The 22,879-nt window shown below is 57.6% G+C and carries 20 protein-coding genes and 1 pseudogene; 3 read left to right on the forward strand and 18 right to left on the reverse strand.

Annotated elements, in window-relative coordinates:
• Window positions 1-60 precede the first annotated feature (60 nt).
• From VGR81_11040 to VGR81_11090, 11 genes are all read right to left on the reverse strand, one after another.
• A complete protein-coding gene (locus VGR81_11040) occupies window positions 61-1,101 on the reverse strand; it encodes a GDP-mannose 4,6-dehydratase (protein HEV2289478.1) in 1,041 nt (346 codons plus the stop codon).
• Window positions 1,102-1,119: 18 nt separating this feature from the next.
• Window positions 1,120-3,402 (reverse strand): polysaccharide biosynthesis tyrosine autokinase, encoded by a 2,283-nt coding sequence (locus VGR81_11045; GenBank protein ID HEV2289479.1) that lies wholly within the window; start codon window positions 3,400-3,402, stop codon window positions 1,120-1,122.
• Window positions 3,403-3,431: 29 nt separating this feature from the next.
• Complete coding sequence (locus tag VGR81_11050; GenBank protein HEV2289480.1) at window positions 3,432-4,487, reverse strand: polysaccharide biosynthesis/export family protein; 1,056 nt, start codon at window positions 4,485-4,487, stop codon at window positions 3,432-3,434.
• Between the two features lie 75 nt (window positions 4,488-4,562).
• The gene (locus VGR81_11055) at window positions 4,563-5,801 is read right to left on the reverse strand and encodes an O-antigen ligase family protein (protein HEV2289481.1); all 1,239 of its coding nucleotides are present in this window, start codon (window positions 5,799-5,801) and stop codon (window positions 4,563-4,565) included.
• On the reverse strand, window positions 5,798-7,066 hold the full coding sequence (locus tag VGR81_11060; GenBank protein HEV2289482.1) for a tetratricopeptide repeat protein: 1,269 nt from the start codon (window positions 7,064-7,066) through the stop codon (window positions 5,798-5,800). The genes VGR81_11055 and VGR81_11060 overlap by 4 nt, the downstream gene beginning before the upstream one ends.
• Window positions 7,067-7,145: 79 nt before the next feature.
• On the reverse strand, window positions 7,146-8,186 hold the full coding sequence (locus VGR81_11065) for a hypothetical protein (protein HEV2289483.1): 1,041 nt from the start codon (window positions 8,184-8,186) through the stop codon (window positions 7,146-7,148).
• Window positions 8,187-8,192: 6 nt separating this feature from the next.
• Entirely contained in the window at window positions 8,193-8,342 is a 150-nt protein-coding gene (locus VGR81_11070) for a hypothetical protein (protein HEV2289484.1), read from the reverse strand.
• A gap of 176 nt (window positions 8,343-8,518) precedes the next feature.
• Entirely contained in the window at window positions 8,519-10,387 is a 1,869-nt protein-coding gene (locus VGR81_11075; protein ID HEV2289485.1) for an asparagine synthase-related protein, read from the reverse strand.
• A 10-nt stretch (window positions 10,388-10,397) separates the two neighbouring features.
• A complete protein-coding gene (locus VGR81_11080) occupies window positions 10,398-10,865 on the reverse strand; it encodes a lasso peptide biosynthesis B2 protein (GenBank protein ID HEV2289486.1) in 468 nt (155 codons plus the stop codon).
• 27 nt (window positions 10,866-10,892) lie between these two features.
• The gene (locus tag VGR81_11085; protein HEV2289487.1) at window positions 10,893-11,228 is read right to left on the reverse strand and encodes a PqqD family protein; all 336 of its coding nucleotides are present in this window, start codon (window positions 11,226-11,228) and stop codon (window positions 10,893-10,895) included.
• Window positions 11,229-11,282: 54 nt separating this feature from the next.
• Window positions 11,283-12,110 carry a glycosyltransferase family 2 protein gene (locus VGR81_11090; protein HEV2289488.1) on the reverse strand — a complete coding sequence of 276 codons (828 nt, stop codon included), beginning with the start codon at window positions 12,108-12,110 and terminating at the stop codon, window positions 11,283-11,285.
• A 116-nt stretch (window positions 12,111-12,226) separates the two neighbouring features.
• Between VGR81_11090 and VGR81_11095 the strand changes: the two genes are divergently transcribed.
• Window positions 12,227-13,336, forward strand: coding sequence for a DegT/DnrJ/EryC1/StrS family aminotransferase (locus VGR81_11095; protein ID HEV2289489.1), 1,110 nt, complete (start codon window positions 12,227-12,229; stop codon window positions 13,334-13,336).
• A 51-nt stretch (window positions 13,337-13,387) separates the two neighbouring features.
• Here the strand turns inward: VGR81_11095 and VGR81_11100 are convergent, their stop codons facing one another.
• From VGR81_11100 to VGR81_11130, 7 genes are all read right to left on the reverse strand, one after another.
• Window positions 13,388-15,958: a hypothetical protein gene (locus VGR81_11100; GenBank protein HEV2289490.1), complete on the reverse strand. Its 2,571-nt coding sequence runs from the start codon at window positions 15,956-15,958 to the stop codon at window positions 13,388-13,390.
• Window positions 15,959-16,139: 181 nt separating this feature from the next.
• Window positions 16,140-17,264, reverse strand: a complete 1,125-nt coding sequence (locus VGR81_11105; protein ID HEV2289491.1) for a carboxypeptidase regulatory-like domain-containing protein — start codon at window positions 17,262-17,264, stop codon at window positions 16,140-16,142.
• 43 nt (window positions 17,265-17,307) lie between these two features.
• Window positions 17,308-18,096 carry a 7-cyano-7-deazaguanine synthase QueC gene (queC, locus tag VGR81_11110; GenBank protein HEV2289492.1) on the reverse strand — a complete coding sequence of 263 codons (789 nt, stop codon included), beginning with the start codon at window positions 18,094-18,096 and terminating at the stop codon, window positions 17,308-17,310.
• Window positions 18,048-18,734 carry a radical SAM protein gene (locus VGR81_11115; GenBank protein ID HEV2289493.1) on the reverse strand — a complete coding sequence of 229 codons (687 nt, stop codon included), beginning with the start codon at window positions 18,732-18,734 and terminating at the stop codon, window positions 18,048-18,050. Before VGR81_11115 ends, queC begins: the two co-directional genes overlap by 49 nt.
• Before the next feature lie 18 nt (window positions 18,735-18,752).
• A complete protein-coding gene (locus VGR81_11120; protein HEV2289494.1) occupies window positions 18,753-18,926 on the reverse strand; it encodes a hypothetical protein in 174 nt (57 codons plus the stop codon).
• 16 nt (window positions 18,927-18,942) lie between these two features.
• Window positions 18,943-19,317 (reverse strand): 6-carboxytetrahydropterin synthase QueD, encoded by a 375-nt coding sequence (gene queD / locus VGR81_11125; protein HEV2289495.1) that lies wholly within the window; start codon window positions 19,315-19,317, stop codon window positions 18,943-18,945.
• 56 nt (window positions 19,318-19,373) lie between these two features.
• The gene (locus tag VGR81_11130) at window positions 19,374-21,326 is read right to left on the reverse strand and encodes a helicase C-terminal domain-containing protein (GenBank protein HEV2289496.1); all 1,953 of its coding nucleotides are present in this window, start codon (window positions 21,324-21,326) and stop codon (window positions 19,374-19,376) included.
• A 144-nt stretch (window positions 21,327-21,470) separates the two neighbouring features.
• Here VGR81_11130 and der point away from each other — a divergent pair.
• Together der and VGR81_11140 are read left to right on the forward strand one after the other, a co-directional pair.
• Window positions 21,471-22,535 (forward strand): annotated as a pseudogene (gene der / locus VGR81_11135) (ribosome biogenesis GTPase Der).
• A gap of 6 nt (window positions 22,536-22,541) precedes the next feature.
• On the forward strand, window positions 22,542-22,850 hold the full coding sequence (locus VGR81_11140; protein ID HEV2289497.1) for a hypothetical protein: 309 nt from the start codon (window positions 22,542-22,544) through the stop codon (window positions 22,848-22,850).
• Window positions 22,851-22,879 lie beyond the last annotated feature (29 nt).

Genomic DNA, 22,879 nt, shown 5'->3' on the forward strand with positions numbered 1-22,879 from the left:
AGGACGTTTCGCGACAGATGAATTTCGCGGGTTCACAATCCAGTTCATAGCGCGAAGGCGTCAGCGTGCCTCTTGCGCACGAGCTTGCACTGTGGCCACCGGTTCTTCCAGCGAATCGCCATTTGATGCCGCCGATTTTTCTTTCTCGCGGAAGTGAGCGATAACGCGGTCGACAATCGTGTTGAGCGGCGTGCGAGGACGGAAGCCAGTGATGCGTTCCAGTTTTTCGAGAGATGGGACGCGCCGCAGCATGTCTTCGAAACCGGGCTCATAGGCTTCGTCGTAGGGCGTATGCGTGATGGCCGAGGAGCTGTGCGTGCGCTGCTTTACGACGCGCGCGAGGCCTTCAATGGTCACTTCCTCGTCCGTACCGACATTGATCACTTCGCCGACGGCCTTGCCGCTGTCGACCAGCCGAACGATGGACTGCACGGAGTCCTGCACGTCGCAGAAGCAGCGCGATTGCTGGCCGGTGCCAAAAATCGTGATGGGCGCATTTTCGAGCGCCTGCGAAACGAAGTTGGGAAGCACCATGCCGTAGCGGCCGGTCTGGCGCGGGCCGACGGTGTTGAAAAAACGAACGACGACGATGGGAAGCTGTTTTTCTTTCCAGTACGAAAGGGCCAGAAATTCGTCGAGAGCCTTGGAAGCCGCATAGCTCCAGCGGCCTTTGGTGGTGGGGCCGAGAACCAGATCGGAATCCTCGCGGAATGGAACTTCCTTGCTCTTGCCATAGACTTCCGAAGTCGAGGCGACAAGAACGAGCTTCTTTTTCTTGTTGGCGGCATCGAGAACCAGTTGCGTGCCATTGACGTTGGTTTCGATGGTGCGCACGGGGCTTTCGACAATCAGGCGCACGCCGACGGCCGCAGCCAGGTGGAACACGACGTCGGATTCATCCACCATTTCGGCGAGAAGATGGCGATTCTGCAGCGAATCGAAGGCATAGTGAAATTTTTCCGAGGCTTTCAGGTGGCGAATGTTTTCCACGCTGCCGGTGGAAAGATCGTCGAGGATAAACACGTCATCTCCCCGAGCGATCAGCGCCTCCGCAAGGTGTGAGCCTATAAATCCTGCGCCGCCTGTGATCAGTGCGCGCATCAAGACCTCCGTTCCGGGTCAGGAAATTGTGCCGGCTGGGGGAGAAACTTTTGCGTCATCCGGTTCGTCCCCGTGGCCATACGCGTCAGGATAATATCTGTAGGAGTAGTAATAATCCGGCTCTCCTGAATCCACTCTGTTCAAAATGACACCTAGGATGCGTCCCTTCACCGAGGAGAGAAGCTCCCGCGTGCGCGTCAGCGCCTCCTTCGGTGTGGAACGGCTGCGGACCACAAGCAGCACGCCATCGGCCAAGGCGGATGTAATCACCGCATCCGTCGCGGCCAAAATCGGCGGCGAATCAATCACAATAAACTTATAAATATGGCGAAGATCTTCGATGGCGTCGCCCATGCGGTGCGATGAAAGGAGATCCGCCGGGTTGGGCGGGACGGGACCTGTGGGAATGGCATCGAGATTCGCTACCGTCGGATGGGGAACAATGATGTCACGCAGCGGAGAGACACCGGCCAAGTATGAGCTTAACCCGATCACGTTTCCGCGCCCATTGAGCAAATCCAGTGCGGAGTGAACTCCCGGCTTGCGGAGGTCGCAATCCGCCAGCAGAGTGCGATCGCCCAGTTGCGCAAGAGTGACGGCGAGATTCGCGGCTGCGGTCGTCTTGCCTTCCTGCGGCAATGCGCTGGTTACCAAGATGACCTGAGGAGGATGCTCGGCCTGGGAAAGCAGGAGGGATGTTCGCAATCCGCGGAAGGCCTCCGAAACCATGGATTTCGGTTGCTGCATGGAAATGAATTCCACACGCGAATCCGAGACATTGCTCAAGGCCCCAGCGGAACGCGAAATGCCAGCCAAAGCGCGGCGCGCGCTTCCGTTGGTCAGCGCAGGTACCACGGCAAGCGAAGGAAGTCCCGTGAGGATTTGAACATCGTCCGGAGACTTGACGGTATTGTCGAGATATTCGCGGAGGAATGCCAGCCCGCAGCCGCCGACGAGTCCTACGAGGAGAGACAGAAGAATATTGCGCGCCTTTTGCGGCTGCGCAGGCGTGGAGGGCACAAGCGCCGGATCCACGACGCGGATATTGCTCGAACGGAGCCCGGCGGAGATACCTGCTTCCTTCAGCTTCTGAAGCAAGCCATCGTAAAGCTCCTTATTCGTGTCGGCGTCGCGCTTCAGCAGATTGTATTGCACGAGCTTCTGCGCCATGTTGTCAGCGAGAGCTTCCTGGTGGTTCAAGTCGCGTTCAAGCAAAACTTCGCGCGCCTGCGTCTCGGCATATTCGTCGTCGATCTGATGAATGATGGCCTGCTTGGCCGTTGCCAATTGCTTGTTCAAGTTGTCTTCTTGGGCTTTGAGAATCTGGACTTTAGGATAATTCGGGCCAAATTGACTCAGGGCTTGCGCGTACTGGACATCGACCACAGATTTCTGTTTCACGAGATCCTGCACGACCGGGCTCGTCAGAACAGCGGGCAATGAATCCGCGTTGGGTGAATGCGCTAATTCATAGCTCGCCTCTTTTAGAGCGAGTTCCGTTTGCGCCTCTGTCAGCGCGTGGCTTAGATCTGCGAGCTTTTGAGTGGTGGTGTTTTGATTGGCGTCGACCATCCAGATCTGGTTGTCGCGCTCGTAATTGACTTCTGCATTTTCGGAACTTTCCATTTTCTGGCGCAAATCTTCGAGCTCGGAAGAAAGGAAGTCGGAAGCCTGCATCGTCGAATCGTAGCGGCTCTTGAAATTTTCTTCCTTGTAGGTCTGGAGATGCGTGTTCACGACCAGGGCCGCGAGCTGTGGATCCTCGGCGGCAAACTGCACTTCAATCAAGCGGCTATTGGGGACGCGCTTCACCGAAAGACGGCTCAGAAATTGCCCGAGGATAGCAGGCACTTGCTGATTGGGACCGATATTCGCCAATTCGGCCGGATTCCCGCCGAATTCCGGATAGCGCGCCAAATCCATCGCACGAATGGTCTTCATCGCCAGCGTTTCGCTCTGAAGAATTTTCGTCTGCGTTTCGATGTAGGTATCGAGATCGATATACATGTCGTAGGAATCGGCGTTCTGGAAGGGCAGCGGATTTTCGACTTCGCGATCCACTTCCACACGCGCCGAAGCCAAGTACACAGGCTTCATTTTGAAGGAAGCGATCGTGACGATAGTGACCACGGTCAGGAGAAACGTCAGAATCATCCACTGGTGCTTGCGAAGGATCAGGAAATAATCGAGCAGATTCGGGTCGCGCGGTCCCTGTTCCCAGGAAACTGGCCCAGCCGGAGAAACCACGGCGAGGGAATCTCTTCGCCGCTCCATCGGTGTCAGTTTCGACGCTTCTTCCACGCGCTCGAAAATCCTTTCGCTTCGCTCTGCTATTGCGAACCGCGCAAAATAATCAGTCCCGATGTGATTCCCACGGCTGCATCGCCAGCTTTGTACAACGCCCGTTTCGCGGTGCTATCGGGAACGTACAGCACGTCATTGGCATGCAGAAGAATATCCGGAGCCTTGCGGTTCATAATCATTTTCAACTTCACGTTAATCTGATTTGTTTTGCCCGTTGCGGGATCTTTGCGAAGGATAACCGCAGAATTTGTTTTCGCAGTACCCAGCAAGCCGTGAGCCAGGGCAATGACCTTCATCGTGTTGATGGCCTCGCCCGCATAACTCAGTGTGTAGCCGCCGGGAGTGACCACCGCGCCTGCGACATACACGATGCCGGCGCGCGGCACGGTGATGACGTCGCCCCCATAGACTGGAATGTTGAATGACGGATCGCCGTTTTGCAGGAGATCGGAAACGCGGATGGTGATCGTTTGCGATCCTTCCGCGGGATCAGAAGGCGGATCCGGTTCTCCGCACGCCGTTGCCGGAGGTTTAGGCCGCGTGATGATGATCGAGTTTCCGGCATCGTCGGAAATGCCATCGGCATTGGCCAGAACTTCGAGAAGCGTCGTGGGGCGGTACTCATGAAAGACCATTGGATGGCGCACCGCACCGACCACCGAAATCGGCTCGCTATTCTGCTCCTTCACCATTATTGAAACCTGCGGATGCATGACCAGGCCATTCACCTGAAGAAGCTTTTCAAGCCTGCTTTCCAACTGGAATGGCGTACAACCCGCGACCGAAATCCGGTCCGGGATCAAGGGCATGGAAATGAGGCCGGTCTCGCCGACGCGGACGTCGCGGGTGAGGTCGGGAACATCAAATACGTCAATATGCAAGACATCTCCGGCTCCAATGGGAATCTCTCCCGTCGAGGAACCCGAAGCCTGCGCCAGTTGTACGATCCGCGCGTTAGTCTGCTGCGGGGTTTGAGGATTTGCCTGAGCAAAGGCTAATTGGACACTCAGAAATACGGAGACAATCAACCAAAACGACCGCGGACTGGCGCAGTCCAGAGCTTTCCGGACTGTTGCTAGCATTGAACGGTATGACCCCGCAAAAACTATGGACTGCTCATACCGGAAAGTCAATGAAGTATGTGATTTAGATACCGGCTAGGACTGCGGAGCTGGCTTCCTCCGGGGTAGGGCCGGGGATACGGCGATGGCGGTCAGCAGCAGGAACACGAAGCCATTGGCCGGAATATGAAGATTAAAATCAATAATACTGTGAATTATCATACCCGCACAACCCGTGCACGCTGCCGCATGAATGGCCAGAGAAAACGAACTCTTGTCGGTCAAAAAACTCTTTCTTGCTTCTTGAAAAAAGATCAGGAAGAAGGCCAGGCCGCACAGGCCGCCGGCGACGCCGGTTTCGGCAAGCAGTTCGGCATAGTCGTCATGCGCGTGGTCTACGATTCGGCCGTCGTAATAGGTCTCGTACCGGGGATAGACGTCTACTAACGTTCCCAAACCAGTTCCCAAGATGGGATGGTCCAGGAAAATGCGCCATGTGCCTCGAAGCATCGTGATTCGCCGGTCAGCGGAGAGATCCGAAAGACTGGGAGAGGAGAAGCGATCGAGGACTTTGCTGACCCCGATCCAGCCGAGCAGAACAATGGCGGCCAGCAGAATCGAAGCCAGGATCGGCGCTTGAAGCTTTTGCACATTGCGCAGCCGCATCAGAAGAATCAGTAGAACCACTTCAAAGGCGAAACTCGTGATGCCTCCGCGCGAACCCGTCAGGACAAGAGCGGCGATGGGCACCACGGTGAGAATTCCGGCGAACGGCAACTGCTCGCGGCGCACCCCCTGAAACAACATAACCGACAGGCCAAAGGGGGCCAGCATCTCCATCAAGCCCGCAAAATCATTGCGGTTGACGTATGGACCGAAGGGGCTCCCGCCGCCGGTTAATGGGCGAACCCAATAGAGGACGTCGTGCGAAGTAAAATTCTGCACGATCCCAAAGACCGAAATTGCGAATGCAAAACCCATCAGAAACCAGGTCAAAGCGCGCAAATCGCGCCGGCCGCGAAACGCCTGGCAGGAGAGGAAAAACAAAACAAAGCAGGCGGCTATCTTCAGCAGCGCGACGCGCGTTAGGAACGAGTAAGCCGTCAGGCCGAATGACAGTTGAACAACAACAAGGCCAAGAAACGCTATAAGAGGCCAGAAGATTATGTTCCAGTGGATTTCCAGGTCGCGATGGCGAAAGATCAGGACAGCCCACCAGAGCGACAGAAACGCGGCGCCCACTTCCAGCAGAGTCTCGGACCAGACTTCCACGGCGCCGAACGCCAGGACGCCGAACGCGAGAAGGACGATGATCCCGAGGCGCAATGTCTTCATGGTCGAGAATTATCTGCTGCAGCGGCCCGAGGAACCAAGGTTACGTCGTCGATCCAGACTGTGCCGCCGAGCTTGTTATCGAAACGCTTGCTGGGGAATCGCCGCAAGCGAATCCAGAGAAATTTTGTGTCGGGACCGGTCAAGATGTTCGCTTGTACGGGGGTCCAGGGATTTGTGCCCGTCAAACTTGGAGTTAGAACGTTCACTTCCTTGTGTTGTTGATCGAGGATTTCGAAGCCGATTCCGCTCTCCGTGGAAATGGCCTCAGTGCGCAGGAAGGCTTGAAACACATAGGGCGAGCTGGGCTGAACAGGAACAAATTCCTGAACATTATAGAAATCCAGATTCATGCCCCCACTGAAGTCCACACGAAGGGAGTGCGTGCCGGAATGAGCCGTTCCGGCATCCACGCTGATGTACGCTCCCGGCGTTTGTTGAATGCGCCAGCCGAGCCCGCCATCGGCAATCGGAGACTCAAAGCCGCCATTCCATACGAGCGAACCGTCTTCTGGAGGTGTGGAGTCCCAACCGGCTGCGGAAAGAACCTGGCGCCAAACACGGCGAATATCGGCGGTGTCTCCTTGAGCGATCAGAGAGTCGAGAAAAGGGAAGGATCGCTTCAGGTCCAAAGGATGCTGGCGCGGAAGAGCAATGATACGGTCCCATGCAATCATGGCCGCGCTAGTGTCTCGATTTGCGGAAAAGAAATCCAGCGCCTGAAAGAACGCCGCCGGATCGGGCGGGAGAATATCCGTGAGAATCACATTCGCATCGTGGTCAAAGGTCCACATCTGCGAAATGGCCAGGGGCGTCAATTTTGGATCGGTCGCGATGGCGGCGTGAATTTGGCGCAGCCCTTCCGTTGTTTGTCCTTGGCGCACAAGGAAGTTCCCGTATTTCCAGGCGACATCGGCGGAAATGGGGTAATCCCTCTGAGCGGCTTCGTACGCGGATGATGCCTCCGCCGCGTTTCCAATCGCCTCGTAAGCATTTGCGAGGTTCAGCCAATTGTCGGCGGAACGCGGGTCATCCGCCACGGCTTTGCGATAGTAAGAAACGGCGAGACTCGGATTGGGCGCATCGAAATTCCACTGCACGGCCTGGCCCAGACGATCCCAGGCTTCGGCGTCACCGGGCAAGAGGTTTGCGCCACGAAGCTGTTCGGAAACATCGTTCGAACATCCCCAATACCACGCCAGGCAAAGCTTCCCGGCTTGAAAGATCGTCGCCAGAGAAAATAGGCCGGCCAGACAAAGGATCGCCAAACGCGATCGTAAACCTGCGGATAAAGAAGTCACGGCAACGTAATCTGCTACGAAGCTCTCCGATGGCGCAAGGATAAAATCAGCGGGGCGAAGTGGTTGCGACGAAATCCTCGGTCACGGCCTGATAGAGGCGAGGCAACAGCGATGGGTTCTCCGCTGGAATCAGGCGGCGAACCGGCAGTGCGGCTACGAGGCGCCCCAGAAAACGGAATTCCTGTGCGCGCATGTTTGCATCGAGAAGTTTATTGCCGTACGTATTGGCGACGAGCGCGACGAGAGCGTCCTGCGGACTGAGTGGTTCGATTCTCGGCGCATCCGCCGCGGAGGATCGTTGGGCAAGCAGATAAATGGCGCGCAGCGGCAGAGCTTCGCGCTGAAATGCGGAATCGCGGCCGTCCAGGCGAATTTGACGCTTGTCCGCATCGCGCGGAACAGCCCCGGCAGCGCCGACGGGGCCGTGAAGCATCGCGACCGATTCTGGCCAGAGATTGAGGTAGGGATAAGCTGGGGAAACAATGAATTCGCCGGCGCGCTCGGACAGCGCAACAATGTCGTCAGTCAAAATGGCGTGGCCTTTTTGCGCGAACAGAGCCGCCGTCGTGGATTTGCCAGCGCCCTCACAACCGACAAAAGCAATCGCCGAATCGCCGATTCTGGCCGCGCTTGCGTGAAGGCACGACACGCCGCGAAGCCGCAGAACAATGCCGAGGACCGGACCTACGAAAAATAAAGCCGCCTCGTCAAACGAAATGGTCTTTGGACAATGGATGGAGATGTTTCGGGCGGCGGCGTCCACGAGGAAACTAGGGCCGTCGCAATAGCGGATTCGATAGCTACCGTCTCGCTGCCTTTTCCAGATCTTCAGAGCGGGATTGCCGCTGGCATCCAGAATGTCCGTCACATACCAGAGAGACTCGTCTCCGGAATTGTCTTCATCCGCGAACGCATCTTCGACGAAGGAGTGCACGAAAATATCCGCCGGGCGCATGGAATCCTGATTGCAGGGAACGAGACCGGGAATGCGGCGGTCGCACTCCAAACGGAGACCGTAAAGTTCATAGGAGATTTGCTTGATCGAATTTATTCCGGAAGGACTGGGTTTGATAGGCTGCGAAGCCACGCGGCCTCACACACGAGTGCGGATCTTACGGAAAGCGCCGCCATCTTTCTGGCCGTGGTGGCCAACCGCGCGCGTCAGATCGCGAACAGTGCCATAAACTTTCAAGGCTGGGGAAGCGTACTTTTTCTTCGCCGCTTTATCTTTCTTTTTCCGCATACCCACGATTCTCACGCGAATCTTATACCGAATCGCTTTTTTAGCAAACGAAAGAAGCTGTAATTCTATGGATTGGCGGCCGTTTATTCCCCGAACGTATCAACGGCATCAAGAATCTACTCTGAAAATTGGGATTCACACCGCGTGCACACTTCGCTCTCGTCGGGAGACCGCTCTCAGGAGTAATGCAGGGCCGTCATGTGCGCTTCCCGGTTCAGACGTTTCACTGACTGGAGCCAATGACTCAAGCTCAAGATGCGAAGCTTCAAATGGATCAGCTCCGGATCATCGCTTGCGCGCAGCGCCGGAATTTCGTCAACAGAGACGTACTGGCGCAGCTCCTCTGTGAGTTTTGAAGTCTGTGGCTCTGGCCCGCGCCCGTGTTGCAGTGCCACGACCGCCGGATCGTTGCGCAAGGGAGTTTTCGGGCGCTTGCGAATTGCTTCCGGCAGGAGGCCGCGCATCGCGCGTCGCAGAAGGTACTTTCGGAATGACCATGGCATCACCGGTATCGCGAGCAGAAAGTTTACGAGCCGGAGGTCCAGAAACGGATAGCGCACTTCCACTGGCTGGCGCGTCGTTCCCGCGTCGAAATATTCGAACATGTTTTCCCATTGCGGCAAGAAAAGCGAGGCATAGGCGCGCGGATGAACCGGGTGGGCATTCTCGCGGGAATTCGAGAAGCCATTCTCCTGGCGATCCACCAGATCCAGCCGCGCCGCCAGATCAGGATGAATCCAGCGAGAAAGGTCGATATTTTCGCGTCTTTTTGAAAACGCGGCGCGGAATCTTCGCAGAGGCCCGCGCATGCCATCGGGCGCAACCCATCGCTGAAGAACATGCTCCGATAAATCGAATGCTGCCTGGACCAATTTTCTTTCCTTCCAGAGACCGCGAAAATGCGCTCCCATTTCGAACGCGAGCAAGTTGTCGCAACCTTCGCCGTAGAGCGCAACATTTACGTTTTGTGCGATCATTCCCATCGAATCCAGCCATGCAGCGGCAAATGGGTCATCAAGGGGCTCGGGAAACCGCAAGCCTTCTTCCTCCCAGCCATCAAATAATCTCCGGCGATCCACGGTCCACGTATGGGTGGGAATCTGCAGAGCCGCCGCCGCGGCGCGAGCGGCGGGCGCATCCGAATCAGGGATACTTTCAAATGTCGCCGTGAAGGCGGAGAGCTGCAGCGACGGATATTTTTCCCGCTGCAGCTTGCGTGCCAGCGCAGCAATCGCCGAGGAATCGAGGCCGCCGCTCAAAAAAATTCCCATTTTTTTTGTTGTGAGCCGGTCCTCAATCGCCAAACTTAAAAGCTCGCGAAAGTTCTCGATGTATTCCTCGCGGCGGTTGTAGCGAATCGCGCCATTCGCCGGGGGACGCCAGTATTCGCGCAAACGCAAGCCATCGCGAGACCAGCACAGCACATGCGCGCGCGGCAGGCGGCGAATCTCGAGGAACGATGTCGACGCGGCGTCGCGGTTCAGGCCGAACAACAGGAAGTCCACGATGGCTGCGTCATTCAATTCGCTTGACACGGCCGGATGCAGGCGAATGCAATTGAGCGTGTTACTGAAAACCAGGCAGCCAGGCAGCTCGGCGTAATAAAAGGGCTTGATGCCGAAGTGATCTCGCGCGCAAAAAAGCCGCCGTTGCCCGGCATCCCAAATCGCAAACGCAAAATCGCCGAGCAGACGCTCGACACAGGCTTCGCCCCAGGCCGCGTACGCATGGAGGATTAATTCTGAATTGCCAGAGGAAGAATCGGCCGCGCAGCCACACGACCGAAGATCTGAGATCAATTCGCGGCGTGCGTCGATGCGTGCGTCAGCGACAATCCACGTTTTTCCGTCGAGGGTAGCCGGCTGGCGTTCCTGCTTTGCTTCGCTTGTTGTGCGTAAGAGCGCGCAGCCGAATCCCACGGAGGCGCCGGTCCACATGGTCTGTGCATCTGGCCCGCGAAACGAAAGAAAGCGCGTCATTCGCTCGAGCAGTGCCGAATCGACCTGCGCTCCGTCGCAGATGGAGATGCCACAAATCCCACTCATGTTTTCTCACTCATTTGCCTTCGAGCATTTCGCGAGTTACCGGGGCGTCGAAGCGAGCGTAGTGGTCGACGACGTCTTCAGCGTCATTCACCGCCACACCCACAACTTCCACCCACGCGTGCGCCTCGAACGCATCGCCCGCCTTCTTTCCGCCGACGTGCAGCTCGGCGGCGATTCCTCGGCGATGCAGCAGCCAGCAGAGCGCCAGCGAGCGGGAAAGACAATTTCCTCTCGCGATGCCGTAGCGAGAAGCGGCTTGGATCATCCGCGCAGAGTTGCGGGCCTCTTGCAAGCAGTACGAGTCGTCCGTCGCGCGTTTATGTTCCGCTTGGCGGTAACGGGTGAGCGATCTTTGCACGTTCTGAAAATCGCGAATGCGCAGAACGGCGCTGGCCAAAGGAAGCAAGTAAAGAGCGCGGAAAAAGTCGCGTCGTTGCCGGTTGGAGAGTGTTCGGAACCTGCGCCACGCGCCCATCATGCGATTTTTCCTGCTGCATGCAATTCTTCAGCGCCCGAGAATGCTCGAGCGCCTCCCGGCAAAAAATCGGCGGGATTCGCCGGCGAATTCAACCAATCCTTCGCTCATCAATTGCTGCATCAAATTCAAGATATCGTCTTCGGCTTGCTTTGCGCTCACATCGTATTCGCTTGCGATAGCGTCGCGAAGCTCGCTGACGCTCCGCGGCCGTTGCAAAAGGCGCCAAATCGCGGCGCCAACAGGATTCAGGCCGTAGTAGACGCTATTTTTCATCCCGAGAATCGCGGCTTCGTCGCCCAGGTCGCACGACACCTGTTCCTTCGTCGCCACAATCACCGCGTCTGGTGTAAGAGCGTTCCTCATGGAGTGCCTCTTGGCTTCGGCTTGTGAATGTGTTTCGCCGCGATTCGGATGCTATCAGTCGAAGAACCGGTAACGCAAGATCGCCAACAGCGTGACGACGCCGTCGCGCCAGGTGATTTTTTTTCCTTCTTCATAGGAGCGGCCAGCATAGGAAATCGGCACCTCGTAGACGCGCCAGCGGCCTCTGGCCACTCGCGCGGTCACTTCAGGCTCGAATCCGAAGCGATTCGAGCGCAAATGCATACTCTGAATCACTTCCTTGCGGAAAACTTTGTAACAGGTCTCCATGTCGCTGATTTTGAGGTTTGTCAGAATGTCGGAAAGCAGCGTCAGAAATTTATTTCCAACGTAATGCCAGAAAAAATGGACGCGCTGAGGGCCGCCGAGAAATCGCGAGCCGTAAACAACGTCGGCGCGGCCGTCGAGAATCGGTTCAAGCAGCTTCGGATAATCGCGCGGGTCGTATTCGAGATCGGCATCCTGCACGAGGAGAATATCGCCGGTAGCTTCCGCAAATCCGCGGCGCAGAGCAGCGCCCTTACCTTGATTCTGTTCCTGAAAGAAAAATCGGAATTCGCCAAGCCGCAGCCGCGCCTTCCCCCCAAGAATCTCCGCTTGCGTTTCGCCCGCTTGCTGGCGGTGATGCATTTCTGCGAGCCATTCGCGTGTGCCATCGGTCGAGCAATCATCAACCACAAGAATTTCATGGGTGAGGCCGCCCGCTTGAACTCGGCGTAGAATTTCCTCGATGAAATTGCGTTCATTATATGCGGCGACGACGACGGAAAGCGTCATCGGTCGCGTCGGTGCAGTCCCTTGACCCTGTGGGAAAGCAGCGCCTTGCGTCCGCGATTGTTCCTGTGCCGCGTGAGAGAGAGGCATCGGGTTCCGAAAGATAAAGATTATCATGGGCTGCTGCGGTCACGAATAGAAAGCAGGGTTCTTCTCCGCGTTTGCATCGGTGGCGCGAGAAACAGTAAAGTGGAAGCGTGAAAACGATGATGAAAGTTCCGTACTTCGATTTGAAGATGCAATATGCGTCTTTGCGCGAGGAGATTCTGGCGGCGCTCGACCGCGTTTGCGCGAATACGGGCTTTTGCCTCGGCGATGAAGTCGCAAAGTTCGAAGAAGAGTTTGCGGCTTATTGCGAAGCCAAACATTGCATCGCCGTGAATTCCGGGACGAGCGCGCTGCATCTGACGCTGCTGGCTGCGGGCGTTGGGCCGAATGACGAAGTCATCACCAGTCCCAACACCTTCATCGCCACGGCCGAAGCGATTGCATACACGGGCGCGAAGACGGTATTTGTTGACATCGATCCAGCAACGGCAAATCTTGATCCGCTCTTGGTCGAACGCGCGATCACGCCGCGTACCAAGGCAATTCTGCCGATTCATTTGTATGGCCGGCCGGCGGACATGGACGCGCTCAAGCAAATCGCGCAGCCGCGCAAGCTTGCGTTGATTGAAGACGCCTGCCAGGCGCATGGAGCGCGCTATCGCTCGCGCCGTGTCGGCGCGATTGGAGACTCCGGCGCGTTCAGTTTCTATCCTTCGAAAAATCTCGGCGCTTATGGCGAAGGAGGCGCTGTCGTCACGAACGAGGATCACATTGCGGAATATTGCCGCGCAGCAAGAAGCCACGGCGAGTCACGCCGCTATTTTCACGACTTCATCGGATATAACTACCGCATGGAGGGATTCCAGGGTGCGGTCCTGCGCGTGAAGTTGCGCCGCCTCGATGAGTGGTCCGCGCGGCGTGAATCGCTCGCGGAGCGATATCGCCGAAACCTCAGGGGGGCGCACTTGGAATTACTGCGCGATGATCCGCGGGACGAAAGTGCGCATCATCTTTTTGTTGTGTACGTTGAGAATCGAGACGCAGTGAAGCGGCAACTGGAAGACCATGGAATTGGCACGGCCATTCATTATCCGCGTCCGCTGCATCTCCAGAAAGCGCTCGCATCGCTCGGTTATTGCACTGGCGATTTCCCGCTCGCGGAGCGCGCCTGCGAGCGCGCTCTGGCTTTGCCCTTTTTCCCGGAGATGTCGGAAGAGCAAGTCGACTACGTGGCGGAGTCGCTCGCGGAGATTGTTGGCAAGCGATAGCGAAACGTTGATTGTCGAGTGCCGCGCGCAAAACGCGTTCGGCGATCTCACTCACGCCGACGCGCGGTGTTCGCGCACGTCGCCATCGGGCAACGTTGCACGCTGCGATTCTGGCAACTCCGCCGCGCCGAGCAAGTTCTCCTTCATCGCGCGCGCCATCCCATCGAATGCGTCGAAGCAGGCCTTGCGCATCGCACCCTCCGCCGTGCGCACGAGCGATTCAACGCGGTCGCGCCCGATTTCGTCGAGCTGCAGCAGGGAAGCATTCAATTGCGAATCGGAAGTGGCGCGCAGTCGCCCTTCGAAATCGTTGTAGGCCGTTTCGCTGGACGATTTCTGTTTCTCCATCCATTCCGCGATGTTGCTTTCGCCGCGCTCGCGGAGCGTTTCGAGCGACGCTTCCGACTGTGCGGTGAGGCGCTGACTCGACTGCGCCAGGATTTCCTGGGTCTGCGCGGAAATTCTCTGACGGAAATCGTCAAATGTCGTTTCCGCATGCGCTTCCAGGCTTTTGGTCAGCCGCTCTGTCGCAGCCATCCCCTGGGCGCGCTCCTCTTCTGCTTGCGCACTCAAGCTTGCGGAAAAAATCGCCAGCGCGTTCGATGAAGCATCTTGCAAATTATGTCTGAATCCCGCGGCTGCCGTTTCGGACTGGCGTGCAAACTCGTTCCTCGAGGATTCCAGATGCACTTCCGCCGCCTGAGCCAATTCGCTCCTGGCGGAATCGAGGCGCTCTGCGAATTGCGCTGCGGCCGCCTGCAATTTTTCACTGGCCGTTTGTTCGAGGGCCGCAGAAGCCTGTTGCAAGGCTTGCGCTCCGCTGGCAGCGAGCTCCTCATTCCATTTCGACAGCGATTCTTTGTTTCCAGCGGCGAGGCTCGCGTGGAGTTCATTGAGCGTCTCGGCCATGCGCGCGGCTGCTTCCTTCTGCACCTGTTCGCTCACCTGGCGCAATCGCTCGCGATGAATCCGAAGAATTTCTTCGGCTTGTTCTTCGCGCGCGGAAAGCTGGTAAACGGCGTCCGACGCGCGTTCGATTTGCGGCGATAGCTTCGCGCTGAGTTCCTCAATCGTCCGGCTGACGGTGCGCTGATTCGCTTGTGCCAGCAAATCTTCGGCGCGGGTCATCAATTGCTCCTGCAGTTCCGCACCCTGGTGCTCCATCTCCGCAATCCTGCTGGCAACGCTGTTTTCCAGTCGTTGCCTGAGCTCGTTGAGGCTATCCTGGCTCGCGGCTTCCAGGTGCCGCGAGTAGTCTGAAAATTGTGCGGCTTCCTTTTGAATCTGCGCGAGCGACGTCTTTGCGTTCCGGATTTCCCGCTCGAGGCCGGTTTTGGTTTCTTCCAGCGCAGCGCGCGCAGCCTCCGCGCTCAGTCCCGATTCTTCCTGCAGTTCGATGACACGCGAGGCGAGCCTGTGCTCCGCTGTCTGAACCATTTGCTGAGAAGTCTCCGACAAGCGCCCGGCGAGCCTTTGTGCGGCGCTATCGAGCGACGACTCAAGAAGTTCGATCCACTGGGCGCGAGTCTGCGCGACCTCCGACTTAAATTGCTCTTGCATCGCCACGGCTTGCGCCGGGACTCTTTCTTCCGCCGCCCGGGCGGATTGCCTCGGTGCGAATTCCTCCCGCAAATGCTCCAGTTGCCGGCGCAACTTTTCGTCGATGCGCTGCTCGGACTGCACGGCGACTTCTTGAGAGGCCATGCGCGATTCTTCGCGCAATCGTTCCGCGCGGCGCTCCCAGTCCATCAGCGCGGCATGCGTTCGCTCGATTGTGTTTTCCCATGTCGTGCTCAGATTTTCGTGTACTTCCTGCTTCACGCGCGCGATCTGCGCCGCCAGTTGCTGGCTCAATTCAGCGGAAAGTTGATCTTTTACGTCTGTCTGCCCTTTTTCAAATTCCTGCCGCCATTTTTCGTAGAAAGCCTGCGCCGTGGTTTTTTGTTCGGCATGCAGCTCCGAGGCGTGGTCCTTGGAGATTTGCTCCGCAACAGCCCGCGCTTCCTCGATGGCTCTCTGCGATTGCGTATGGAACTGGCTGCGCAGCTCGTCGAAGAGCGGACTGTCGAGCGCGCCCAATTCCGCAGCTGGTTTTGCGGGTCGCGAGGCGGAGCCTGTCGAAGCGTGAAACGCATTCGCCAAATAGGATTCCAGCGACGCATCTTTTTCTTCCTCGGGCGTAAGGAGCGAGGCCTGATCCGCCACGATCGCAGGCACGGCTTCGGGTTTCCCCGGTGTCCCCAGAGCATCTGCAGTGCTGGTCCAATCGTCGGGCGGAAAAGAAACTCCCCAGACGTTGCCGCCGGATTCCATCTCCGCGCCGACTTGAAACAAATCCCGCAGGGTTCGCGGCCGCTGAATCCAGGCGACGCGCACACGCGCACAGTAGGGGCCCTTCTGCCCGTATCCAGACGGAATCTCCAGCGTGAGCCACGTATTTTTCGGAAGATGATGTTTCGATGCGTAACGGCAGCCATGAAAGCTGACGTTTTGCGTCGCGGTGCGTTCTTCGAATGGTTGTCCCAGCAAATCGACGCCGCGGACAATTACGGGAACCGCCTGATCAATGCGCGAGTTTCGTCGCCGCTGCTCTCCCAGGTAAGTCGATGCCGCCTGTGCCACGTCCCGCCTCCCGTCGTGCGACTGAAATGTGCAAAGCATAGCACTGTCGAGGCGCGCGGTCGAGCGGCGAGGAAATTTCGGCAGATGAGCTGCGTGGCGGAATTTCACGAGAATGGTAAAAAAAACGGGCGGCGCATTTTTCGTGCGTCGCCCGTTTGCATTGCGAGGCGATTAGTGATCCTTAATTGTTTTGAGACGCGCCGGAGCCTTTCAACTGCTCAATTGTCTGGAGGCTTGCCTTTGCTTCGGCCGCATGAGGCCCGTTCGGTTCGAGTTTTAGATACGTTTGATATGCTTCGGCTGCGCCCGGGGGAATAACGGCGACTTCCTTGCCACCTTCTTTTTTCGTGCTGATCTCGTTCATCAGGCAATTCCCCAGCAGGTACCAGACAAGGGCGTCATTCGGATTCAGTTGCGATGCTTTTTGAAGAGGGCCAATCGCATCTACCATTTTATTTGAATTCGTCAGCACGATAGCGATGTTCTTGTAGCAGTCCGCTCCGGCCGTTTTGTTCGTCGGATCCAATGAGCCGGCCTTGTCGCACGCCGCGCCGGCGTCTGACATTTTTCCTTGCCGAGCCAAATCCGTCCCCAATTGCGCATAGGTTCCCGGATCCGGTTTCAAGTCGTTGGACTTCTGGAGGTTATCCACAGCCTGATCGTACTTGCCGCCTCCATCGTACGCGATGCCAAGATTGGCGTAAATCACGCTGAGGTTCTTGTCTCCTTCCGGAGCGGATTGCTGCGCGGCCTCAAATTCGGTGATGGCGGTCTGATAGTCGGCGGTCAGTTTGGCTTGCAGCGTGCTCTTTTGATCCGCCGTTGCCGTTGACAGTTGTTGCTTGACAGCATCGGCATCGTCCATAGCCGCTCTGCCAGCCTTGAAGTGCGCCGCCATTTCGTTTGCCTTGGCATTTTTCTCCTTGGCTTTTTTCAGAGCATTAACGTCATAACCGGATTTTGCCGCGATATCCTTGAAATTGATGTTCTCCGGGTTGTTATCCCCCGCTCCCAGGGCGACCTCAGTCGAGTAGTTCACGAGGCTGTTCTTGAAATTAATCGTGTATTTGCCTGGAGCGAGATTTTGCTGGATATAATTGCCAGTCGCGTCGGTTTTCGTGTTGTACACCTGTCCTGTAGCGTCGTTGGTGATGATCACCGGCACATCGGGCCACGGATTACCGTCGAAATCAAGCACCTGTCCTTTCAGGATCGAATTGTTCTGCCCCATCGCCACCGTCGCCAGCAGGAAGACCGGCGCAATCAGCAGGGCCAGCGCGCTAAACCTTAAAATCCAATTTTTCATGGCGCCACTCCTTCACTCTGAGTTCTTTAGATGCCTCATCGCATTATCGCGCAACTGGCGCCCGATACGCGATGGAGTCTGGAAATTCCGCCTCCGCGAAGGCGCGCAGTCGCAAGCGGCAACTATCGCAGACGCCGCATGCTTCCTCCTCGGATTGATAGCACGACCAGGTGCGATCGAGGGGCGCCCCCAGCTCCATTCCCTTGCGCACGATTTCGCTCTTGCGCATGTGGATCACTGGCGTGACGATTTCGATATGCGTCTCCGGCTTCGTCCCAGCGCGGATCACTTCTGAATACGCGGCGTAATACTCTGGCCGGCAATCCGGATAGCCGGAGCTATCTTCCCACACGGCGCCGACGAAAATCGCGCTGGCGCCAATCACCTCCGCCCAGCTCACCGCCGCAGCGAGAAAATGCGCATTGCGAAACGGCACGTACGTGACCGGAATCGCCGAATTCTCCGGTAAATCCTCCGGCACGGGGATGTCCCGGTCCGTGAGCGCGGAGCCGCCGATTTCCCGCAGCGCGTCGAGCCGCACGACGAGCCGGTCGTGCACCTGTACGCGATAAAAATCGGCGATCTCCTCGAATGCGCGCCGCTCGCGCACTTCTGTGCGCTGTCCGTAGGTCGCGTGCAGCAGCGCCAGAGAGTGCGTCTGGTTTGCAATGGCCGTTGTCACGCAGGAGTCCATTCCTCCGCTCAGCAGCACTACAGCCTTTGATTTTTCCATCTTTGCCATTCTATCCTTCGTGGCTCTCCGCCGTGCGTTACGGCCGAATTCTACACGCCGTGCATCGCCGGATCCCAGATAAACTTGTGCAGTTGCAATCCCAGCCGCACAGGAAGATTATCCGCCAAAATCCATTCCGCGAGTGCCCGAGTGTCCATCGCCGGCCATGTCCCTTCCGGATCGGCAAACACTGGCGAAAACAGAATTTCGTGGACTTTTTCGGCCAGGCCGTGTTCGGCCACGAATTGCCGCGCAAATTCGTAATCGCGCCGGCTGGCAATCACAAATTTCACTTCGTCCTTGCGTCCGAGCGCTTCAAGATTCGCCAGGCGAAACGTCCCGAATTCGCCGGAATCCGGGCACTTCACGTCCACGATCTTGACAACTTCTCGCGGCAGCGCGCTTACGTCTTTTTCGCCGCTGGTTTCAATCAGTACGATATAGCCTTCGGCAAGAAGACGCCGCGCCAGTTCCGGCGTTTCCGGTTGCAAAAGCGGCTCCCCGCCAGTGATTTCCACCAATCGAACATCGCCTGCTCCGTTCGCGCCCCGGGAGAATTCTTTTATGCGGCCCACCACTTCATCGAGGCTGTGCTTCGTTCCGCCGTGAAACGCATACGCTGTGTCGCACCATGTGCACCGAAGATTGCAGCCGGTTAGCCGCACGAAAATGCACGGAAGCCCCGCGTAGCTGCTTTCGCCCTGGATTGACTTGAAAATTTCGGTGATATGCATCATTGCAATTTCCGCCGCGCTTCAGCGGCCCGCCGCGCGTGCAGCTTTCCGCCGCAGATAAATTACGCCGCCAATCGCCGCGGCCAATTCCAGGATGATCACGATGACTGCCGCGGTGATTCCATAACCGTAATAGAGCCAGAAAAACGAAACAATGAAGGCGGGCACGGCAATGATGACGAATGCGCGATTCATGCTCTCACCCCGCAGATCACGGCCGGAAAGTCGCCGCGCTCGTGTCGGTTTCCCAGACCGTCACGCTCGATATCCTCGCCCCATTGGGAGACGCATGCATCTGCCTGGATGTTTCATCGTAAATGTGGCGCGCGATGTTCTCTGCCGAGGGATTCACCTTGTCGAAAGGCGCGAAATCGTTCAGGTTTTTGTGGTCGAGCGAGCGAATCACGCTCTGAATGATCTGCTTCAGATGCACAAAATCGTAGAGCAATCCGGTGGGATCGAGTTTCTCACCTGCCAGCGTGATGCGCACGCGATAGTTGTGCCCGTGCTGGTTTTCGCACTTGCCCTTGTATCCGCGCAGGTAATGGCCCGCGGCAAATCCTTCGTCAACGCTGATCTCATACATGCGATCTAGCCGTTACCTTTGCTCCGCGCCATTCATCCCGCGCACGCCCGGCCGGCTCAGAGATCCGCCGTGAAGCGCGCCACTTCGGCAAGGTCATGCGTAAGGGTGTATTCGGGCAGCGAGTCCAAGAAAATTCTACCATACTGCATGCGCTCGATGCGGTTGTCGAGAATCGCCAAAACGCCGCGGTCGCTGCGCGAGCGAATCAGCCTTCCGAATCCCTGCTTGAGCGAAAGCACTGCTTTCGGCACTTGGTATTCGGCGAACGGATTCTGCCCGTCCTCCTGCAGCGCTTTCACGCGCGCGGCAACGATGGGATCCGACGGCACGGCGAACGGCAGCCGGTCGATAATCACGCAGGAGAGCTGCGAGCCGGGCACGTCCACGCCCTGCCAGAAGCTCGCCGTCGCCAGCAGCACTGCTCCCGGCGTCGTCTTGAATCGCTCGAGCAGCGCCATCCGCGGTCCTGTTCCCTGCAATAAGATCGGATACGGAATCACGCCGGCAAGTCGCTCATGGATTTCCCGCATTTGCGCATAGCTGGTAAAGAGGCAGAATGCCCGCCCGCGCGTCAGCTTCAGAATTTGGGCAATTTCCTCGGACGCGCGCGCCGCAAAATTTGCGTGGCGAATGTCGGGCAGCATTTTGGGAATGTAAAGTTGCGCCTGGCTTTTGTAATCGAACTCCGCCGGCAGCACTTCCTCGCGCGCCGCCGCAATTCCCAGCCGGTGCTTCACGTAGTCGAAGCGGCCCCCTACGGCGAGCGTCGCCGAGGTCAGCACAATCGTGTCGAAGCGTTCGAAAAGCTTTTCGCGCAGAATTTCGCTGACGTCGATCGGCGTTGCCACCAGATAAACGCCTTTTCCGCGCCGCTCGTACCAGTAGACGTATCCCTTTTCCTCGCTCTCGAGCAGAAACGCCAGCTCGCGCCGCAATTCCGCCGCGCGCCGCGCGACGTTCACCACTTCTTCGGGTTTGGGATTGAGCGCCGCGAGTTCCGCTTCCAGCCGCTTCAGTGCCGCCGCGAGCCCGTCGTACTCTTCGCGATTCTGCTCGAGAAACGCTCCACGCGCAGCTGGCTCGAAAGGAAAGCGCCCTTCGCGCTCGGGAAACCTTTCGAAAAACGCATGCGCGCGCTCGCGCACCTGCGCCAGCGGCCGGCGCGTCGCCGTCGTCGCGGCGTTGACCATCCGCAGCATCTGCTCGCCGTCGCGCACCAGTTCGTCGAATTTGTAGCTCGAAATCTCCCGGCCGAAATAATCGCTGGCCACATCCTCGATTTCGTGTGCTTCGTCGAAAATCACCGCCGCGTATTCGGGCAAAATCGAGCCGAAATCATCCTGCCGCAGCGCTAGGTCCGCGAAAAACAGATGATGATTCACGATGATCACCTCCGCTTCCTGCGCGCGCTGCCGCATGGCCGTCAGAAAACACTGCTGAAACTGCGCGCACTTCTGCCCCGTGCAAGTTTCCTTGCGCGCGTCGATGCGGTTCCAAAGCTCTGCATCGTCCGGCAGGAAATTCAGTTCTGCGCGGTCACCCGTCTCCGTCAGTCTTTCCCAGTCGCGGATCTGCGTGAACCATTCGACTTCGTCCATGCCGCGCAGCACCGGCTGATGCGCCATCAAGCGCACCTTCTCACGGCACACGAAGTTGTTCCGCCCTTTCATCAGCGCCACTTTCAGTTCTGGCGCGAAGTGCTTCCGCAAAAAGGGAATGTCTTTCTGGAAGAGCTGTTCCTGCAACGATTTTGTCGCCGTGGAGATCACCACGCGCCGCCCGCTGCGAATCGCGGGAATCAGGTACGCAAGCGTTTTCCCCGTGCCGGTTCCGGCTTCGATCAGCGCGTGCTGATGCTTTTGGAAAGCTTCATCGGCCATTTCCGCCATTTCGAGCTGCGATCGGCGAAATTCGTATCCGGGATGGCATTTCTCCAACATGCCGCCCAGGCCGAAAATATCGGCCATGGTGATGGGCGCTTTCGCTTCGCTTGTCGCTCGTTTCGGCATCTCGTTCTTTGTGGAGATTTGGGCGCGCGCACCGCAAACAGCTAAAATAGCATAGCGCAGCGCATTCTCCTCCGTCGTGATAGGGTAAGAGATCGCGTCTCTGTCGCGCGAATCATAATGAACGCTGCATTGCCATCCATCGTCATCGTCGGACGCCCCAACGTGGGCAAATCGACGCTCTTCAACCGCCTCACCGGCACGCGCCGCTCCATCGTCACCGACGAACCCGGTATCACGCGCGATCGCATCTACGGCGCTGCCGAATGGGAAGGCAAGCCCTTTGAAGTCGTCGACACCGGCGGCATCGTTCCCGAAGAAAAAGCCGGAATCCCCGGAGAAATTCTGCGTCAGGCGAAAGTCGCCATCGAAAATGCCACGCAGGTTTTGCTCGTCACGGACGCGCGCGCTGGCCTCGTTCCGCTCGATCTCGAACTCGCTCAGCTTCTCCGCCGCGCCGGCAAACCGCCCGTCATTGTCGCTAACAAAGTCGATTCGCCGAAGCAAATGGCGCTCGCCGCGCCTTTCTACGAATTGGGCGAGAAAGTTTTTCCAGTCTCCTCCGAGCACGGTTTCGGCATCGACGAACTGCTCGACGCGCTCACTGCAGATTTTCCCGCGGGCTCCGCTCCTGCTCCGCCACCGGAAATCAATGTCGCCATTGTCGGACGGCCGAACGTCGGCAAATCCACGCTCCTCAATCGCATGGTCGGCGAAGAGCGCTCGATTGTTTCTTCCGAGCCTGGCACGACGCGCGACGCCGTCGACACCGTCGTCGAACGCAGCGGCAAAATGTACCGCTTCCTCGACACAGCCGGCATCCGCCGCAAAGGCAAGACGCGCCTCGTCGCCGAAAAGCTCAGCGTCGTCATGGCACGGCGGCATCTCGAACGCGCAGACGTCGCCCTCCTGGTCATTGATGGCTCACTCGGTGTCACTTCGCACGACGCCACCATCGCCAGCTACACGCAGCAGTCCGGCAGCGCCTTGATTGTTGTGGTCAATAAATGGGACCTCGCTCTCGCCGCAGCCAGCGAGCGCGCTGCGGAAGAAAGCAAATCGAAAGCGAGCCAGCCGCGCCTGAATCCGCAAAAGCTCATGGCCGACTACGAAAAACTCATTCGCGCGAAATTGAAATTCCTCGACTACGCTCCCATTATTTTTCTTTCTGCCCTCACCGGCGAGCGCACCAGCGGACTTTTCGCACTTATCGACCATGTGGTCGCCTCGCGTCAGCGCCGCATTTCCACCGGCGAAATCAATCGCTGGCTCGCCGGAGTGGATCTCGAACGCGGCACATCGCCAGCCGAACGCAAAATCAAAATCTATTACGTCACCCAGGCTTCCGTCGCTCCGCCCACGTTTGTTTTGTTCACCAATCAGATTCGCCGCCTGCATTTCAGCTACGAGCGCTTCCTGGAAAATCAGTTGCGCAAGAAATTCGATTTCACCGGTACGCCGATCCGTTTTCAGCAGCGCGTCAAGCAGCGCACGCGCCGCTCTGCGCGCGCGGATCGCTCCGTTTGATCGGTTCCTGCAACATTGCCCGTGAATTC

This window comes from Candidatus Acidiferrales bacterium, from assembly GCA_035934015.1.
In the GTDB taxonomy this organism is placed as follows: domain Bacteria; phylum Acidobacteriota; class Terriglobia; order Acidiferrales; family UBA7541; genus DAHUXN01.

Bases quoted from the DNA above. Each gene is read 5' to 3' on its own strand.
- VGR81_11040 (HEV2289478.1), bottom strand. From the start codon at position 1,101: ATGCGCGCACTGATCACAGGCGGCGCAGGATTTATAGGCTCACACCTT.
- VGR81_11050 (HEV2289480.1), bottom strand. From the start codon at position 4,487: ATGCTAGCAACAGTCCGGAAAGCTCTGGACTGCGCCAGTCCGCGGTCG.
- VGR81_11055 (HEV2289481.1), bottom strand. From the start codon at position 5,801: ATGAAGACATTGCGCCTCGGGATCATCGTCCTTCTCGCGTTCGGCGTC.
- VGR81_11070 (HEV2289484.1), bottom strand. From the start codon at position 8,342: ATGCGGAAAAAGAAAGATAAAGCGGCGAAGAAAAAGTACGCTTCCCCA.
- VGR81_11075 (HEV2289485.1), bottom strand. From the start codon at position 10,387: ATGAGTGGGATTTGTGGCATCTCCATCTGCGACGGAGCGCAGGTCGAT.
- VGR81_11080 (HEV2289486.1), bottom strand. From the start codon at position 10,865: ATGATGGGCGCGTGGCGCAGGTTCCGAACACTCTCCAACCGGCAACGA.
- VGR81_11085 (HEV2289487.1), bottom strand. From the start codon at position 11,228: ATGAGGAACGCTCTTACACCAGACGCGGTGATTGTGGCGACGAAGGAA.
- VGR81_11090 (HEV2289488.1), bottom strand. From the start codon at position 12,110: ATGCCTCTCTCTCACGCGGCACAGGAACAATCGCGGACGCAAGGCGCT.
- VGR81_11095 (HEV2289489.1), top strand. From the start codon at position 12,227: ATGATGAAAGTTCCGTACTTCGATTTGAAGATGCAATATGCGTCTTTG.
- VGR81_11105 (HEV2289491.1), bottom strand. From the start codon at position 17,264: ATGAAAAATTGGATTTTAAGGTTTAGCGCGCTGGCCCTGCTGATTGCG.
- VGR81_11115 (HEV2289493.1), bottom strand. From the start codon at position 18,734: ATGATGCATATCACCGAAATTTTCAAGTCAATCCAGGGCGAAAGCAGC.
- VGR81_11120 (HEV2289494.1), bottom strand. From the start codon at position 18,926: ATGAATCGCGCATTCGTCATCATTGCCGTGCCCGCCTTCATTGTTTCG.
- queD (HEV2289495.1), bottom strand. From the start codon at position 19,317: ATGTATGAGATCAGCGTTGACGAAGGATTTGCCGCGGGCCATTACCTG.
- VGR81_11130 (HEV2289496.1), bottom strand. From the start codon at position 21,326: ATGCCGAAACGAGCGACAAGCGAAGCGAAAGCGCCCATCACCATGGCC.